Below are 17,641 nucleotides of genomic sequence, written 5' to 3'. Positions count from 1 at the left end.
GCGTCTACCGCTCCCCCGCGCCCGGGGCCGACGGCGGCGTCCGTGGGCGCAGCGGGGACTTGGCCGGTGGTGCGCCGCTGACCTGGGTGATGAGGCCGACGGCGACGTCGCGGAGTTTCATGTTGCGGTTCTGGGAGGCGCGGCCGAGGATCTGGAAGGCCCGTTCGGCGGTGCACCGCTGCTGGCCCATGATGACGCCAAGGGCCTGGTCGATGACGGTGCGGGAGACCAGCGCGGCCTGCAGATCGGTGCTGAACCGCGTCTGGTTGGCGATCTTCTGGGCGACGCCCAGGGCGCCCGCCGCGTAGCTGGCGAAGACCGCCGCCTGGTCGCGGACCGCCGGGGGAAAGGCGTCCTTCTCGGAGGCGTACAGGTTGAGGACTCCGCTGGTGCCCAGGCCGGGCGGGGTCAGCGGCAGCGCGAGCAGGCTGAGGATGCCGTGCGCCTGCGCGCGGGCGGGAAAGGAGCCGAAGCGTTCCTCGGTGCGCATGTCGGTGATCGCGTGGGCCTCGCCGCTGTGGAGGGTGGCCAGGCAGGGGCCTTCACCGAGGTCGTACTGGTCCTGGTCGAAGCGGTGGACCATGTCGTCGCTGGCGGCGGCGGTGCGCAGACGGTCCTCCGGGTTGAGGGTGATGGAGCAGGACAGCCGCATCGGCAGCAGCTGCGTGGTGAGCCGGACGAGGTCCTGGAGGAAGTCGTCGAGGCGGTCGGAGTCCAGGAGCAGCGCCTGGAGTTGGGCCAGGGCCTGCTCCCCGATGCCGGACGGGTCCGGTGGTCCTTCGGCGGTCATGGTGGGTCCCCACGACGATGACGGTGTCCCGGATCGCGTACCCACAAGGGGGACCGGCATGACCGGCCGGATTCCCGAACAGGGCTTCACCCGGCGACAGCGATCGGCTACTTTCGAGATGAGGTGCGGTCAGGCAGCGGCTGAACCCCGGTTCCACACTGCCCGGGAGCAGACCATGACCATGCCGACCCGCCGTGACCTGCCGGTGTACGCGTATGTGCGCGAGGTACCCCTGGCCCGATGAGCTCGGACCCGGCTGGAACCGCGCAGCGCCGACACCGGGCGGTTCCAACCCTCCGTCCCCACCCGCCCGCCCCAACCGGGTTGCACTCCCGCGCATCCCGGGGCCGGTGTGGGGACGACGAGCGCGCGAGGCCGCGAAGGGGAGCCCCGGCCTTCTCGCGCTCCCGGCCGCCGCCGACGCCGGCACCTCCGCCTCCGGCGGCGGCCGCCCCTACTCCTGCCGCCCCAGCACTGTGACCAGGCCTTGCAGTTGACACCAGGCCACATTCCTGGCCTGCGATGACGCCAAGCAGCTTCAGCAAAAGTCCGGACTCGACACCCCCATCAGGTCCCACCCTGCCAGGTCAGGCGACGAGACAACGAGCACCCGCCTGTCACGCACATACGCAAGACGACCGCCTCAGTCGGTGCCGGTGCCGGTGTCACTGCCGGGCGCCCCGGATCTCCTCAGTTTCCAGGATTGAATCTGATCTTGAAGGTGGTCGTACAAGGCATCCCAGTGATGTGGTGAGCAGGCGGCGACGGGCGGAGTGCGGCGGACGATGCTCTGATCGCGGGAGCACCAGAACGCCCGGCTCCGTACTCCGATGAATGGCGTTCCCCGTGCCACGGCCTGCTCCAGCGTCGTGTGCTGCAGGGCAGCCGTCCCTGGATCGCGGCCGTGCCCCGCCGCTTCGGTGCCCAGCCCGAACGACGGCATGCCCACGGGCTCCTTCGTGATCTTGGTGTGACCGGGCGGTTATGAGATCGCTTCCATGCATGGGGCAACCATTTGGAGTCATGACATTCCCCACATGACCACCAGGAGCCATTGAGCCTGTTTGACCCTTTCGCCGGTTTGCTCCGTGCCCTGGGGCTACGGATAGGTTCTGCCGGTTGCTTAAGAGAATCTTCATTTTTGGGGTGGGATGTGGTGATGGGGACGCGTACGCGGGTACGCGGCACCGGGGGCGTTCTGGCTTTCGTTGTGAGTGGAGCGCTGTCATGCGGGTTGCTGCCCGGGGGCAGTGCCCCGGCGGCCGCGCGGGAGGCGGCTCCGCCCGCCGCCGCGCAGGCCGAGCGGGAAGACCCAACTGTCGGCGGGTCGCTGTCGGAGGATCAGGCGAGGGCCCAGGCCGAGCGGACCGGCGAGAGCGTGGAAATCGCGGCGCTGCGCGGTGAGAGCAGTGACGTCTTCGCCACGCCCGAGGGTGACTTGGAGGCTCGTGAGTATCTGCGTCCGGTGCGGGCGCGGATCGACGGCCGCTGGCAGCGGATCGACACCGATCTGGCCCCGGTCGCCGGTGGCATGGTCGCCCCCAAGGTGACGACAGCGCGGCTGGCGTTCTCCGGCGGCGGGGCCGACGTCCCGCTGGTGCGCATGTGGAAGGCGGGCCGCGAACTGGAGCTCTCCTGGCCAGGAAAGCTCCCCGCGCCCGAACTCGACGACGCGACGGCCACGTACCGCGACGTGCTCGACGGGGTCGACCTGCGCATGGGAGCACAGCAGGACGGCTTCTCGCAGCTGCTCATCGTCAAGTCGGCCAAGGCTGCGGCAAGCCCGGAGCTGGCCGAACTCAAGCTGAGGCTGCGCACTGAGGGCCTGGACACGCGGGAGACGGCGGACGGTGGCCTCGAGGCCACCGACAAGGGCGCCAAGGGCGTCGTGTTCGAGGCGCCGCGGCCGATGATGTGGGACTCAGGCACCGGTGACTCCAGCGAGGCGGATGCCTCCGGCGCCTCCGGCGGGACGAGCGGCTCCGGCAAGACCCGTGTCCGCACGGCCCGTGTGGCCTTCGCACCGGCGGGCGCCCCCGATGCCGGCGCCCCGGCACCCGGTGCCCCAGAGCCTGGCGCCGCCGAGTCCGCGAAGCTCGCCCCCGTCGACGTGGACCTCCCCTCCCGACAAAACGCCTTGGTCCTCAAGCCCGACCAGGATGTCCTCAAGGGCGAGGACACCCGGTACCCGGTCTTCATCGACCCGCAGTGGTACTCACCGCGCGCGTCGACCTGGACGATGGCCTCGAAGTACTGGGCCGGCGCCCCGCAGTGGAAGTTCAACGGCAAGCACGACGCGGGCCTCGGCTACTGCGGCTGGGACTACTGCGCCCCGCACGACACGAAGCGGCTCTTCTACCAGATCCCGACCTCGAAGTTCGCGGGCAAGTCGATCTTGTCGGCGGAGTTCGTCGTGCGCAATGTGCACACGGCCTCGTGCTCGAAGCGCGAGGTGCAGCTGTGGCGGACCAAGGGGATCACCGGCAAGACCACGTGGAACTCGCAGAACGCCTCTGGCTTCTGGGTCAAGAAGCTGGCAACGGAGTCGTTCGCCCACGGAGCCTCCGGTTGCGGGGCCAGGGACGCGGAGTTCGACGTCAAGTCAGGAGTGCAGGAGGCCGCCGACAAGAAGTGGCCGGACATGACCTTCGGCATGCGGGCCACGTCCGAGAGCGACAAGTACGGCTGGAAGCGGTTCTCCGACAAGGCGTACCTGCGTGTGAAGTACAACCGGCCGCCGGCGCAGATCAAGATGTCTCAGTTGACGATGGAGTACGGCGGTGTCTGCAAGCGGCCCGGGGATGCGCCGCGCGTGCGCACGCTCGGAAAGATCTACGCCAATGACGTCACCGACCCCGACAAGGACAGCGTGTCGGTGCAGTTCGAGGCCCAGTGGGACGCGGGCGACGGCAAGGGCATGGTGCCGCGCTGGAAGCCATCGCGCACCGCGGCGAAGAAGTCCGGCTCACGTTTCGTGATCGACCTGCCGAAGTCGGTTCCCGCGAACAAGCCCGTCCACTGGTACGTGCGCTCCTACGACGGCGCGCAGTACTCGCCGTGGTCGTTCGCGGGCGACCCGACCGCCTGCTACTTCGTGTACGACACGAGCGTGCCGAAGGCGCCTTCGGTGTCCTCCGGCGAGTACCCGGCGTCCGACGCGGACAACCCGGACGACCCGTGGTTCGACGGGGTCGGCCAGTACGGTGACTTCAGCCTGAAGTCGTCGTCCACGGACGTCACCCGCTACCGCTACGGCGTCAACGGGGACCCGAGCGCCAAGAACGAGCTCTCCACGTCCGGTGGCGCGGCGAGGACCGCGAAGGTGCTGCCCGGCAAGCCGGGCCTCAACTTCGTCACCGCCCAGGCCTTCGACAAGGCGGGCAATGCCTCGGAGATCCACACCTACCAGTACCGCGTGAAGGCCGGACAGCCCGAACGCGCCACCTGGCAACTGGACGAGAGCGCGGGAGCCACCAAGGCCAAGGGATCGGCCCCCGCACGCACCGCGACGCTGCACGGCGGCGCGAAGCCGGGCGTGCCCGGCAAGAAGGGCACCGCACTGCACTTCGACGGCACCAGCGGGTACGCGGACACCGACACCCCGGTGGTGAACACCGACCGCGGCTTCAGCGTCTCAACGTGGGTGAAGCTCGACAAGCAGCCCGAAGCACCGGCGATCGCCGTGACCCAGCCGGGCAACCACCGGCCGGGCTTCGAGATCTACTACTCCAAGGACCTCGACCGCTGGGTCTTCAACCAGTACACGTCCGACGGCCCCGACGCGAAGATCGCGCGCGCGATGGCGGCCGGACCCACAGGCGTGCGGGTCGGTGCGTGGACGCACCTGGTCGGCTCCTTCGACGGCGTCGCGGGACGCCTGCAGTTGTACGTCGACAACAAGCTGGCCGGTGCGGCGGACCTGCCGAATGCCTGGAATGCTCGCCGCGGTCTGCGGTTCGGCGCGGGCTCGTACGACGGCAGGCCCGGCGCCTTCTTCCCCGGCGCCGTGGACGACGTGCAACTCTTCGACAAGCCCGTCGCCGCGGAGGAGGTCGCCGCACTGCACGACCTCAGGCAGGTCGGGGACCCCGGCCGCCCGGCCGTCGCGGTCTTCCCGCTCGACGACCCCGAATCGGCCACTGCGATCCAGGGCCACGCCGATGTGCTGCCCGCCGAGTTCCACGGCGGCGTGACGCCCGGCCGCGAGGGCGTGGCGGGCAAGGCCGTGCGGTTCAACGGAACCGACGGGTACGCGAGAATCGGGCGGACCAGCGGCCCCCATGTGAACACCGCACGCAGCTTCACAGTCTCCGCCTGGGCCAGGCTCGACAAGAAGCCGGACGCCACGGCGGTCGTCGCGGCCCAGGCGGGCAAGGCGCGCCCCGGCTTCGAGCTGTACTACTCCAAGGCCCTCGACCGCTGGGTGTTCAACCAGTACGCGGCCGACAAGGTGGACGCGGGCATCATCCGCGCCATGGGCCCCAAGGCCGGCACGGCGACCGTCGGCGAGTGGGTCCATCTGACCGGCGTGCACGATGTCGTCGCCGACACTCTCACGCTGTACGTCAACGGGCGGGCGGCCGGCTCGGCCAAGCTCGGCGGCTCCTTCTATGCCGACCAGTCGATGTACATCGGCGCGAGCAGGTACAGCGGCGGGCCCGACGCGTTCTTCCCAGGCACCCTGGACGACGTACGGCTCTACGACCGGCCCGTGTCGGCCGAGGAGGTCCGGCAGCTGTTCAAGGAGCGACCACTGGTCAAGGGCCGCTGGAAGTTCGACATCGCGGGCACGGGATCCCCGGCCACCACACCGGACGACTCGGAGTGGGGTCACCGGATGACCCTCGGCGGTGGCGCCCAGGTGGGCTCCGACGGCGCGTACATGGGCGACGGCGGTCTTGTCCTGAACGGCACCACCGGTCACGCCGCGACCTCCGAAGTGCCCGTAGACACCGGCGCCAGCTTCACGGCGACCGCGTGGGCGCAGGCCGCGTCGATACCGAAGGATGGAGTAACCGTCGTCAGCGCGGCCGGTGCCGAGCAGAGCGCGTTCGCGGTGCGCTTCGTGCCCGACCCCAAGGACCCCGAGGAGCGCGGGCGGTGGGAACTCGCGATGCCGGACCGGGACGGCGCCTCGGCGACGTACGAGCGCATGGTGAACACCGAGTTCTACGACGTGCGCGAGTGGAACCACCTGGCGGTCGTCCACGACGGCTTCGCCAAGCAGGCGCGGCTGTACGTCAACGGGGTGCTGCAGGAGACCACCTGCCCTGACGGCGAAGGCGCCTGCGAGGACCGCGGTGCCACCGGTGACAACGTCGTCGGCTTCACGGCCGGTGACACCTTGCAGGTGGGTCGAGCGCGGAACGACGGGTCCTGGGGCGAGTACTTCGGCGGCTCCATCGACGACGTCTGGGTCTTCCAGGGCGCCCTGAACGACAGCCAGGTCGAGGAGCTGGCGGGCTCCTGGTTCGACCTCCCGACACAGGTACCGGCGGGTTCGTCCTCGTAGGCCCCGGCGAACTCCCGGGCCCGCGCGGCGCCACAGCAACCACCTCTCCACACCGACCACCTCAACCACCCAACGGAAACACCCATGCACCTCATATCCGCGCGACGCAAACGCATCGCGCTGGCCCTCTCGGCCCTCATGGTCGGCGGCCTGATCCAGGGCGCGGCCGCGTCCCCGGTCGCGGCGCAGGGCAACGACCGCCCGGGCCTTCCGAGAACCGACAAGCCCGTACCGGGACGGGACGGCATCAAGGTCCGCCCCCGCAAGCTGACGTCGACGCCGCGCACCCCCGCCAAGGCCCCCGAGGCCGACTGGCCCGAACCTGCGACGGCGACGGTCGACCTCTCCCGGGAGTCCCGCCCCCGTGACCTGCCCGTGGGACTCGCCCCCGCCACCGAAGCGAAGAGCGCCCTCGACGGCAAGGTCGAGGCCAAGGTCCTGGACCGCGGCCGTTCCGAACGTGCGGGGGTGGACGGTCTTCTGTTCACCCTCGCGCCCAAGCCCGAGAAGCGGGCGGCCCCTGCCGGGGATGTGTCGGTGACCGTCGACTACCAGGACTTCGCCGCGGCCTTCGGCGGCGGCTACGCCTCCCGCCTGAAGCTGGTCCAGCTCCCCGGCTGCGTGCTCACCGACCCGGGCAGGGCCCAATGCCGCACCGGCACCCCGGTCACCGCGGAGAACAACACCGCCAAGCACACCCTCACCGCCGACAGGGTGTCCCTGCGTGCGGGCCGGGCCACCGTCTTCGCCGCCGCGGCCGAGACGAAAGGCGACAAGGGCGACTACAAGGCCACTCCGCTGTCCCCGTCGGCCACCTGGCAGACGAATCTCAACACCGGGGACTTCACCTGGGCCTACGACATGCCCGTGCCCGAGGTCCCCGGGGGTCTGTCGCCCGATGTCGGCCTCAGCTACAACTCCGGCACCGTGGACGGCCGTACCGGTGAGACCAACAACCAGGCGTCATGGGTCGGCGACGGCTTCGACCTCTCGCCCGGCTTCATCGAGCGCCGCTACCAGTCGTGCGCCGAGGACGGGGAAAAGGGAACCGGCGGCAACAAGCCGGGTGACCTGTGCTGGAAGTACGACAACGCCTTCGTGTCGTTCAACGGCAAGGGCGGCGAACTCGTACCGGCCGGCGACGACGAGTGGAAGCTCCAGCAAGACGACGGCACCAAGATCAAGCGCCTGAAGTCCACCGGCCGCGACAACGGGGACGACGACGGCGAGTACTGGCGGGTGACCGACCCCAACGGCACCCGCTACTACTTCGGCTACCACCGGCTGCCGGGCTGGAAGGACGGCAAGGAGACCACGGACTCCACCTGGACCGTGCCGGTCTACGGCAACAACGCGGGTGAGCCCTGCCACGCGGACACCTATGCCAAGTCGTGGTGCCGACAGGCCTGGCGCTGGAACCTCGACTACGTCGTCGACACCCACGGAAACGCGATCTCCTACCACTACGGCAAGGAGACCAACCACTACGGCCGCGACCTCAAGGCCGAGGACGACACCCCGTACACCCGCGGCGGCTACCTCAAGCGCATCGACTACGGTCTGAAGTCCTCCACGATGTACGGCACCAAGCCGGAGGCACGCGTCGTGTTCGGCAATGCCGAGCGGTGCCTGCCCGCCGACGGCGTCACCTGTGCGCCGGACACGATCGGCAAGCAGTCGTTCCACTGGTACGACACGCCCTGGGACCTGAACTGCGAGGCGGGCAAGAAGTGCGACGGCGCGCGCCTCGCCCCCTCCTTCTGGACCCGCAAGCGCCTGACCGAGGTCAGCACCGAGGTCCTCAAGGGCGACGGCACCTACGGCCAGGTCGACTCGTGGAAGCTCGGCCACCGCTGGGGCATGGCCGACACCGACTATCAGCTGCTGCTCGACAGCGTCCAGCACACGGGACACACCGCGTCCCCGGCGGTCACGTTGCCGAAGACCACCTTCGCGTACACGCAGCTCGCCAACCGCATGGACAAGACCGGTGACGGTTTCGCGCCGTTCATCAAGTCCCGTCTGTCGACCGTGGCCGACGAGTCCGGCGGGCAGATCGACGCCACGTACTCGGCGCCCGCCTGCGACGCGGCCAAGCTCCCCGAGCCCGAGACGAACACCACCCGCTGCTTCCCGCAGTACATCGGGGGCGACGCCCGGAACGCTCCGGTGCGCCAGTGGTTCAACAAGTACGTCGTGACCTCCGTGGTGGCAACCGACCGCACCGGCGGCGCCCCGGACCAGGTGACGAACTACGACTACCTGGACGGCGCGGCCTGGCACCACAACGACGACGACGGCCTGACCAAGGAGAAGCACAGAACCTGGTCCCAGTGGCGCGGCTACGGCCACGTCCGGGTCCGAACCGGTGGTCAAGGGGGCGCCTCGGCCATGGAGTCGCAGGAGGACACCTACTTCCTGCGAGGTATGGACGGTGACCGCAAGAACGCCTCCGGCGGATCCAAGAGCGTGCGCGTGTCCCTCGGCGACGGCGAGGGCGAGCCGCTCACCGACGACGCGGCACTCGTCGGCTACACCTACCGGACCGTCCAGTTCGACGGGCCCGGCGGCAAGGCCATCGGCAAGTCCGTCAACCATCCCTGGCACCACCTGACCGCGAAGAAGGTGCGCGACTGGGGCACCGTCACCGCCGGCTTCACCGGCACGTCCGAGACCCGGGCGTGGACCTCGCTCGACGACGGCGCGGGCGCCAAGTGGCGCACGGCGACCACCGTCACCACGTACGACAAGGTGGCAGGGCGCGTCACATCGGTCGACGACCGCGGCGACACCGCCGACGGCACGGACGACAAATGCACCCGCACCGAGTACGCGACCAATACCGGCAAGAACATCCTCAACCTGCCCTCGCGGGTGGAGACGGTCGCCAAGACCTGCGGCGTCGGCGCCGACCGGGAAAAGGACGTCATCAGTGACGTCCGCACGGCCTACGACGACGGTGGCTACGGCGCGGCACCCACGAAGGGTGACGTCACCGCGACGGCGACGCTCAAGGGCCGCCACGGCACCAAGGCCACCTACCTTGAGGTCGGCGCGACCTTCGACGGCTACGGCCGCGAACTGACGGCGACCGACCTCACGGCCGACGTCACGGTCACCGCGGACGGCGCCCCGGTGCGGACCAAACGCACCGACGGCCGCACCACGACCACGAGGTACACCCCGGCGACGGGCGTGCCCACCCAGACCACGACCACCTCGCCACCGGCCAAGCGGCTCGACCCGAAGAGCGCGCAGACGACCACGGCACAGCTTGACCCCCTGCGCGGACACACGCTCAAGGAGACAGACACCAACGGCAAAGCGACGCAGTTCGCCTACGACGCGCTCGGCCGCTCCACCAAGGTGTGGCTCGCCGACCGCAAGACGTCCGGCACACCGACGTACGAATTCGCCTACACCGTGACCGAGGGCAAGCCGGTGACCGTCGCCACCAAGCTACTCGACAACAACGGCGGCCAGATCACCTCGTACAAGCTCTACGACGGCTTCCTGAGGGAGCGGCAGTCCCAGGCCCCGGGCCCGGACGGCGGCCGCCTCGTCTCGGACGTCTTCTACGACGCGCGCGGACTCGTCGGCAAGACGTTCGCGGACTACTACACGGACGGCAAGCCCGTCACCGAACTCTTCAAGCCCGCCGACGCGCTGGCCGTGGAGTCGCAGACCCGCACCACGTTCGACGGCCAGGGACGCCCCTTGCGGGCTCAGGTGATCGCCGGCAACGGCGACGGCGGCAAGGTTCTGTCCACCACGACCACCAGCTACCACGGCGACCGGACCACGGTGATCCCGCCGGTGGGCGAGACCGCCACCACGACGCTCACGGACGTCCGCGGCCACACGGTCGAGCTGCGCCGACACCACGAGCGGCGGGCCGACGCGCCCTACGACGCCACCAGGTACACGTACACGCCCTCCGGACAGCTGTCGAAGGTGACCGACCCGGCGGGCAACAACTGGACGACCTCCTATGACCAGCTGGGCCGTACCGTCGAGACGAGCGACCCGGACAAGGGCACCACGAGGAGCGTCTACGACGACCACAACCAGCTGGTGTCCAGCACCGACGCCCGCGACGTCACCCTCGTCAACGTCTACGACAACAGCGGCCGCAAGACCGAGGTCCGCGAGGGCTCGGCCACCGGGAAGCTGCGCCTGAGCTGGACGTACGACACGATCCCCGGGGCCAGGGGCCAGCTCGCGGAGTCCACCCGCCACGTGGGGGACGCCACATACACGACCAAGGTCACCGGCTACGACCGCCTCTACCGCCCCGCGCGGACCGCGGTCGTGATCCCCGAGTCCGAGGGCGCGCTCGCCGGCACCTACCAGACCGGCACCGCGTACAAACCGTCGGGCAAGATCGCCGCAATCAGCTACTCGGCAGCGGGCTCACTGGCCGGCGGGTCGGTCAACTACGGCTATGAGCCGGACACGCTGCGTCCGACGTCCGTGTTCGGACAGGGCATGACAGCTTCGACCAAGTTCAGCCACACCGGCAAGCCGTTGCAGCACGAACTGGGCTCGACCGAGGGCGGGAAGAAGACCTGGATCACGAACACCTACGAGTGGGGCACCCAGCGCCTGGCCTCCTCCCGGGTGGACCGCGAGGACGTCAAGGGCGTCGACCAGCAGGTCGGCTACTCCTACGACGAGGCAGGCAACGTCCTCTCGCTCAAGGACGTCTCGCGCACCGGCACGGACAACCAGTGCTTCCGCTACGACTACCTGCGGCGCCTGACCGAGGCGTGGACGCAGGGCGAGCAGACGTGCGACCCGGCCCCGTCCGCCACAGCGCTCGGTGGCCCGGCTCCCTACTGGCACTCGTACACCTATGACAAGGTCGGCAACCGCCTCTCGGAGACCCGCCACGACCCCGCAGGCGACAGCGGGAAGGACATCGAGCGCGCCTACACATACCCCGAACCCGGCACCGCGAAGGCCCACGCGCTGACCTCGGTCACCGCGACCGGCCCGGACGGCACACACAAGACCGGCTACGCCTATGACGAGACCGGCAACACCACCGGCCGCGGCGACCAGAAGTTGACCTGGGACGCGGAAGGCAACCTCAGCAAGGTCACCGAGCCGGTCGCAGGCAAGCCCGACAAGGTCACCGACTACCTGTACGGTGCCGACGGCCAGCGGCTGATCTCCCGTACGGGGGAGCGGACGACGCTGCACCTCGGCCACACCGAGGTCACCCTGGACAAGGGCGCGGCCAAGGCCCGAGCCACCCGCTACTTCGACCTGGGCAGCGGCAACCAGGCCGTGCGTGCGGACGACGGTTCCTTCTCCTTCACGATCGGCGACCATCACGGCACGGGTGTGCTGGCCGTCGCGGCTGCCGGGCAGACCCTCACGCAGCGCCGGGTGCTGCCCTTCGGTGGCACCCGCGGGGACGCACCGAAGTCCTGGCCGGGAAGCAAGGGGTTCGTCGGCGGCACCGACGAGACGAGGAGCACCGGTCTGACCCATCTCGGCGCCCGTGAATACGACCCGGACACGGGCCGTTTCATCTCCGTCGACCCGGTGATGGACACCTCGGACGCCCAGCAGATGCACGGATACACCTACGGGAACAACAACCCGCTGGCGTATGCGGACCCCAGCGGTAAGTTCTTCGGCTGGTTCGTCAATCTCATGAACCGCGCCGTGGACACGCTCAAGACCGCGATGAGGGTTGCCAACAAGAATCCGGGGGCGTCGAGGCCGAGGGCGGCACGACCGCACGTCAGCAATACGAAACTGGCTGATGGGCTGAAGAACATCTACGCGAAGGACGCCGCGAAGAAGGTGTACGGCAACGGCAAGGCGGCGACGGCCATCATCTATGAGTTCAACAATGGGAAGCGGCTGGACAACAAGCAGCAGTGGCACATCCAGAAGGGGTGGGGCGCGTTGAAGAACATGTCGTCGATCCTGGAGCTGGACCGAAAGGCCAGGGAGACCGGCAAGGGCATGGGCAATCTGCTGGACGACCATGACCTCGCCATCGCCAAGGCCGAGGCGGAGGAGCTGTGGGAGGCGCTCAACTCCCGTGATGTCACCGGTAACGTCGCGAAAACGGTGAAGGCGGACCCGGCGATGAAGGCCCATATGCAGAAGAACTTCGATGACGTCATGAAGACGGCGGCCGTCAAGGACCTCACGGGCCAGAAGTTCGAGCCGGTCAAGCACAAGGGACCGCAGCCGGTCGGCCAGCCCTCACGCATCCGTGGTTTCGCCAGGTCGTTCGGCATCGCGGGCGGAGTGGTCTCGGCCGCACAGGCCCCCAGCTATGCGAGGGAGTACGGCTTGCAGCGCGGTGCGTGGGAATTGTTCAAGGACGTCTTCGACCCCTTCGGCGCCTCCAAGGGGCAAGACCCTTACTACCCTGAGAATGACGGCGGCGGCGGATCCATCTGCGATCCCTCGTCCGGGAACTGCGCGTAAGGGGAAGGACGATGATTGAGGTGAGTGACCTCGACCCGCTGGAAGTGCCCGCGCTGTTGCTGCGCATGGTGCCGGAGACGGCGACGTACATCGCCGAGCTGTACGAAATGCCCGCGGCCGAGGCCGTCAGGAGCGAGGCCGCCGAGTACGACACCTACGCCCTCCTGGACGAGGCATTCACGCGACCGGTCATCCAGCCGGAACTGAGGAAGGAGTCACCGGACGCCGAGCTCTTGGACAGGTGCTTCGCGTTCGTGGACCTTCTGGTGCGCAGCTCTACGCACGCCCTTACGGGACCTGTGTACTTCCAGGTCCTGGAGGCCCTCCTCGAAGAGGAGCCGTTCGTCGAGAAAGCCGCTCCCTTCATGCGGAAGAGGACGCGGGAGGAGACGGCCAGGATGCTGACCAGCAGCGAGAACCCGGTGCCTGACGCACTGCTTCGCTGACCTATACCCCACACGCAAGGGCCCCGCTCAAAAGGAGCGGGGCCCTTGTCCGCTTAACCGGGTGGCGACGCCGAACGAGAAGCGGCGGGTGATCAGGGCGGGCTTGAATGCCTGAGCGCCTTCTTGACCTCGATGCCACGCGGACAGGCGACAAGAGCGAACGGCAGACTCTGGGGAAGTTGCCTGTCGGGTGCGGGCAGGAGAGGGTGGAGAACGAGCCCGCCAGCTGAGCGTTTACAGTTCCCTGCGGATCGATCCGGGCAGAAGCCAGCCTGAATCTCTATGCGGCGCGGCTTGCCGACGCTTGCGATCGCAGTCACAGCGGCCGCCCCTACAGCCCCTACAGCCCCGCCAACGCGTTCCACCGCTTCGCGAACTCCGTGCGCTCCTTCGGGGTGATGTCCCGCGCGATGGCGAGCCGCTTCCGCATCGCGTCGTCCGGGAAGATCAGCGGGTCCTCGGCGAGTGCGGCGAGTTCCTTGTCCTTGGAGGAGGCGAGGACGTCGCGGGCCGCCGGGACGGGGCAGACGTAGTTGACCCAGGCGGCGAGCTCCGCGGCCACCTCGGGGTCGTAGTAGTAGTCGATGAGCCGCTCGGCGTTGCGCTTGTGGCGGGCGAGGTTGGGGACCATCAGGGACTCGGCCCACAGCTCGGCGCCCTCCTCGGGGACGATGAACTCGATGTCCGGGTCGTCCGCCTGGAGCTGGATGACGTCGCCGCTGTAGGCCTGGCAGGCAAGGACGTCTCCGCTGGAGAGGTCCTTGATGTAGTCGTTGCCGGTGAAGCGGCGGATGTGGTGGCTGTTCACCAGCTTCTCGACCTTGTCGCACATCCGGTGGAAGTCGTCCGCCTTCCACTCGGTGATGTCGACGCCGTCGCCCTGGAGGAGCAGCGCGAACGCCTCGTCGAGGCCGGAGAGGAGCGTGACCCGGCCCTTGAGGTCGTCGGCCCACAGGTCGGAGACGTGCTTGATCTCGCGGCCGACCTTCCTCCTGTTGTACGCGATGCCGGTGATGCCCGACTGCCAGGGCACGGTGGACTTCCGCCCGGGGTCGAAGTGCGGTGAACGCAGCAGCGGGTCCAGGTACTTGGTGACGTTGGGCTGGCGCGAGCGGTCCATCTCCTGCACCCAGCCGAGCCGCACGAAACGGGCGCACATCCAGTCGCTGATGACGATGAGGTCGCGGCCGGTCTCCTGGTGGTTCATCAGGGACGGGCTGATCTTGCCGAAGAACTCGTCGTTGTCGTTGATCTCCTCCGTGTAGCGGACGTCGATCCCGGTCCGCTTCTCGAAGGCGTCCAGCGAGGGGCGCTTCGTCTTGTCCTCGTCGTCGGTGTCGATGTAGAGCGGCCAGTTGGCGAAGGTCAGCCTCATGTCCTTCGCCGAGCGGTCACCGGCGGAGCGCTCGTCCGGCGCGATGTACGCGGCGGGCACACCGCACCCCGCGAGCGCGGTGGCGGCCGCGCCCCCGCCGAGGGTACGCAGCAGGGACCGGCGGGACACGGAGGCTATGGGGTTCGCTCGCACCCCGGCAGCATGCGCCCGCGCGTCCCCGCCGGGCAATGGACGCTGCGTCGAGCGCGACGGTCCTGACCCGACACCCTGTCGATCGTCACGCCCCCCGTCCCGCTCACCCGACCGGCTCACCCCCGACCGGCTCACCCGACCCGCTCACCCTGCGGGCTCCAGCCACGCCGCCAGGTCCCCCGCCGTGATCCGCTCCAGCGGCGCGGCGTCGACCGGGCCGGGGTAGAGGCGGTACACCGTGCCGGACGCGGCGTCTCCCGCGGCCGCCAACTCGCCGTGCAGCAGGGCGAGAAGCGCGCGGCGGCCCGTGAGGTCGGGCTCGGCGCGGAGGGCGTCCGGCTCCCAGCCGTCGCGGATGCGCAGCGCGAAGTCGGCGCGCGGTTCGTCCGCCGCGCGGCGGTAGCCCCACAGGGCGTGCCCGCGTCCGCGCACGTACACGTCGCCGTCGGTGCGGGCCGCGGCCGTCCAGCAGGCCAGCTCCCACAGGGTGGCGCGGCCGCGCGGCTGGAAGGTATCGAGCAGGTCGTTGCCCATGCGCCGGATCTGCTCGCGGTGGCGCCATACGTCGTGGCCGGTCCCCGTCGTGGCGAGGGTGACGTCCGTCCACCAGGCGCGCCGCGTCCGCAGGTCGACGATCATCGGGACGCGCAGCTTCGCGTCGCCCGCGAGGTCGAAGCGCTGCCGTACGGTCCGCGGGTCGTAGACGGCGCGTGCCTTGCCCTCGACCGCCATGAACCCCGCGAAGGCGTCGGGGAGTTCGTCGAAGGGCACGTCGTTGTACGCGAGGACCGCGGGCACGACGAACCGCACCCCGGCGTGCGCGAGCCGCGGCAGGTCGAGGTCCAGGTACTCGGTGGCGCCGTGCGGGGCGGGCGCCGAGGTCAGGTCCCCGGAGTGCCGGGCGGCGCCGCCCGCGTACTCCAGCTGCGTGTAGTCGCACAGGCCGACGAAGCGCCACAGGTCGTCATAGAGCGCGACGGACAGGTCGAGGTCGACGCGGGTGCCCTTGGGCTGCGTCCAGTGCAGGAAGAGCCGCACGGTCTCGCTGTCCGCGGGCATGGGCAGGGAGCTGCCGCGTGGCACGGCGACCAGGGAGGCCGCCGACGCGCGCTCGGCGAACGGCACGGGCAGGTCGGCGAGGGAGGCGTCGACGACGGCCACGTCGTACCGCTCCCCCTCGCGCGCGGTGAGGCGCCGCACGGCCTCCGCCTCGATCAGCTCACCGGCGCGGCCCGCGACGCGGGAGGGCAGCGGCGGCCGGTGGTCCTCGACGGCGAACGCCTTGGTGACGCGCCCGCGCGGGAAGAAGACGCGGCGGTGCGACGGGGCGGTACGGATCTTGAGCTGTCCGTACGCGCCGAGCAGCGGGCCGGGCGCGGTGCGCGGCAGGGCGTCCGCGAGTGCCTCGCCGACCGGTTCCGGGAGGGTCTGGGCGCCGGAGCGGGCCAGCAACAGGTCGAGTCGGCGCAGGAGTTCACCGGGACGCTCACGCAGAAGCCCTGCCGCGGCCGTGACGTCCCAGCGGCCGAGGGCCTCCTCGACGCGGCTGTGCCAGGTGACGACGCGCAGCCGGTCGCCCGCGAGCCGGACGCTGTCGTGCCGCGCGGCCTCGGTGAGCAGCAGCTCGTCGAGGGCGCGGTCGCCGAGGCGTGTCCCGCGCAGGACCGCGAAGGCGAGCGCCACGCGCGCGTGCCGGTGGGCGGCCTCGAAGGGGTGCAGGATCTCGCCGACCCGCTTCCAGGCGCGCGGATGGCGGGCCATGTCCTCGGCGAGGCGACGGAAGTCCAACCGGTCCAACAGCGCCAGGAGTGCACGGCGTACGGGACGCGTCAGACCGCGCAGGCGCCGCAGTTCGAGCAGGTCCGGGTCGCCCCCGGAACGTACGACGAGGATCCGCAGGACGTCCGTGGCGGTGTCCGCGTACCGCCCGACGAGCGCGCGCGCCTCGAGGAGGTCGAGGAGCGGCGCCAGGGCGAGCGCCTTGCTCTCGCGCAGCGGAATGGCGGCCTCGGGCAGCCAGTGGGCGGCGTCGGCCGGGTCGGCGTGCCCGAGGAGCAGGACCAGGTCGTCGTGGTCCTGGGGGCTCAGGGGCGTACGGCGGGCGAGCAGGGCGGCGAGTTCGGCGGCGGCGTCGCCGGGCGCGGCGAGGCGCAGGGCGCGCAGGACGGGGCCACCGTCACCGCCGAGTCCGGCGCCGGTGTCGATCCACGGGTCGGTGGGCCCGTCCGTCTCGTAGCGGTTCTCGCAGATCTGGCAGGCGTACCAGACGCAGCAGTCGTCGCAGCAGCCCCAGTCCTTCTCCTTGCGGTGGCAGTCGTCGCACAGCAGGTGCGCGCAGGGCGCGAGCGCGCGGACCCGCGCCTTGGTGCCCGCGCAGTTCATGCAGGGCTGGTGCGGCTGGGCGGCGAGGTGGGCGACGACGGCGGAGGTGTAGTGGTCGTACGCGTGCTGGTACGGGATCTCGTCGGGGAACCGCCGGAACAGCGGGGCGTGGTGGCGGTCGGAGCCCATCAGGGCGTCGACGTCGGCGAGCAGCTTCCGCCCGGTCGCGGTGAGGTCCCCGACGGACAGCGCGGTCAGCGCGCGGCGCAGCGGTGCGGTCAACAGGTGCCCGCGGTCGCCGAGTTCGGCTTCGAGTACGACGACCCCGGCGTCCGTCTCGGCGGACCGTCCGGCACCGGAAGGCACGTACACGCTCTGCCGGCGGCGCAGCAGGAGCCCGGCGAGGTCGTCGGTCGTCGTCATCAGGTCACACCCCCGTGAAGCGGAAAGGCGGGGGCGGGGAGTGGGTGCGCTACGGATCTTTTCGCATAAGAAGGGAGAAGGAAGCACACCACGGAGCCGCCCCCGCGTACGCAACGGTACGCGGGGGCGGCGGGCCCGGCACCTGGATTAGGCGCGGGTCAACT

7 protein-coding genes are annotated in these 17,641 nt (G+C 69.9%); 3 read left to right on the top strand and 4 right to left on the bottom strand.

Translation table 11 applies throughout. The annotated features are described in order from the left end of the window. Positions 1-4 precede the first annotated feature (4 nt). Positions 5-790 (bottom strand): GAF and ANTAR domain-containing protein, encoded by a 786-nt coding sequence (locus ACWDVB_RS08030; protein WP_451515831.1) that lies wholly within the window; start codon positions 788-790, stop codon positions 5-7. A 643-nt stretch (positions 791-1,433) separates the two neighbouring features. Continuing rightward, positions 1,434-1,733, bottom strand: a complete 300-nt coding sequence (locus ACWDVB_RS08025) for a hypothetical protein (protein WP_451515830.1) — start codon at positions 1,731-1,733, stop codon at positions 1,434-1,436. Between the two features lie 216 nt (positions 1,734-1,949). On the opposite strand from ACWDVB_RS08025, the gene ACWDVB_RS08020 reads away from it, so the two are divergent. From ACWDVB_RS08020 to ACWDVB_RS08010, 3 genes are all read left to right on the top strand, one after another. Then, entirely contained in the window at positions 1,950-6,302 is a 4,353-nt protein-coding gene (locus ACWDVB_RS08020) for a LamG-like jellyroll fold domain-containing protein (protein ID WP_451515829.1), read from the top strand. A gap of 84 nt (positions 6,303-6,386) precedes the next feature. Beyond that, a complete protein-coding gene (locus ACWDVB_RS08015) occupies positions 6,387-12,758 on the top strand; it encodes an RHS repeat-associated core domain-containing protein (protein WP_451515828.1) in 6,372 nt (2,123 codons plus the stop codon). 11 nt (positions 12,759-12,769) lie between these two features. Next, positions 12,770-13,204: a hypothetical protein gene (locus tag ACWDVB_RS08010; RefSeq protein ID WP_451515827.1), complete on the top strand. Its 435-nt coding sequence runs from the start codon at positions 12,770-12,772 to the stop codon at positions 13,202-13,204. A 340-nt stretch (positions 13,205-13,544) separates the two neighbouring features. On the opposite strand, the gene ACWDVB_RS08005 is transcribed toward ACWDVB_RS08010, so the two are convergent. Together ACWDVB_RS08005 and ACWDVB_RS08000 are read right to left on the bottom strand one after the other, a co-directional pair. Next, positions 13,545-14,708, bottom strand: coding sequence for a polyamine ABC transporter substrate-binding protein (locus ACWDVB_RS08005; RefSeq protein WP_451515826.1), 1,164 nt, complete (start codon positions 14,706-14,708; stop codon positions 13,545-13,547). Between the two features lie 168 nt (positions 14,709-14,876). Further along, a complete protein-coding gene (locus ACWDVB_RS08000) occupies positions 14,877-17,477 on the bottom strand; it encodes an MXAN_6230/SCO0854 family RING domain-containing protein (RefSeq protein WP_451515825.1) in 2,601 nt (866 codons plus the stop codon). Between the last annotated feature and the right edge of the window lie 164 nt (positions 17,478-17,641).

The sequence above is a fragment of the Streptomyces sp. NPDC003379 genome, assembly GCF_053589195.1.
Note: the sequence above shows the minus strand (reverse complement) of the source record. Positions and strands in the feature narration are given on the sequence as shown.

Excerpts from the sequence above, each read along its gene's own strand:
- ACWDVB_RS08015 (WP_451515828.1), top strand. The coding sequence starts at position 6,387 with ATGCACCTCATATCCGCGCGACGCAAACGCATCGCGCTGGCCCTCTCG.
- ACWDVB_RS08030 (WP_451515831.1), bottom strand. The coding sequence starts at position 790 with ATGACCGCCGAAGGACCACCGGACCCGTCCGGCATCGGGGAGCAGGCC.
- ACWDVB_RS08025 (WP_451515830.1), bottom strand. The coding sequence starts at position 1,733 with ATGCCGTCGTTCGGGCTGGGCACCGAAGCGGCGGGGCACGGCCGCGAT.
- ACWDVB_RS08020 (WP_451515829.1), top strand. The coding sequence starts at position 1,950 with ATGGGGACGCGTACGCGGGTACGCGGCACCGGGGGCGTTCTGGCTTTC.
- ACWDVB_RS08010 (WP_451515827.1), top strand. The coding sequence starts at position 12,770 with ATGATTGAGGTGAGTGACCTCGACCCGCTGGAAGTGCCCGCGCTGTTG.
- ACWDVB_RS08000 (WP_451515825.1), bottom strand. The coding sequence starts at position 17,477 with ATGACGACGACCGACGACCTCGCCGGGCTCCTGCTGCGCCGCCGGCAG.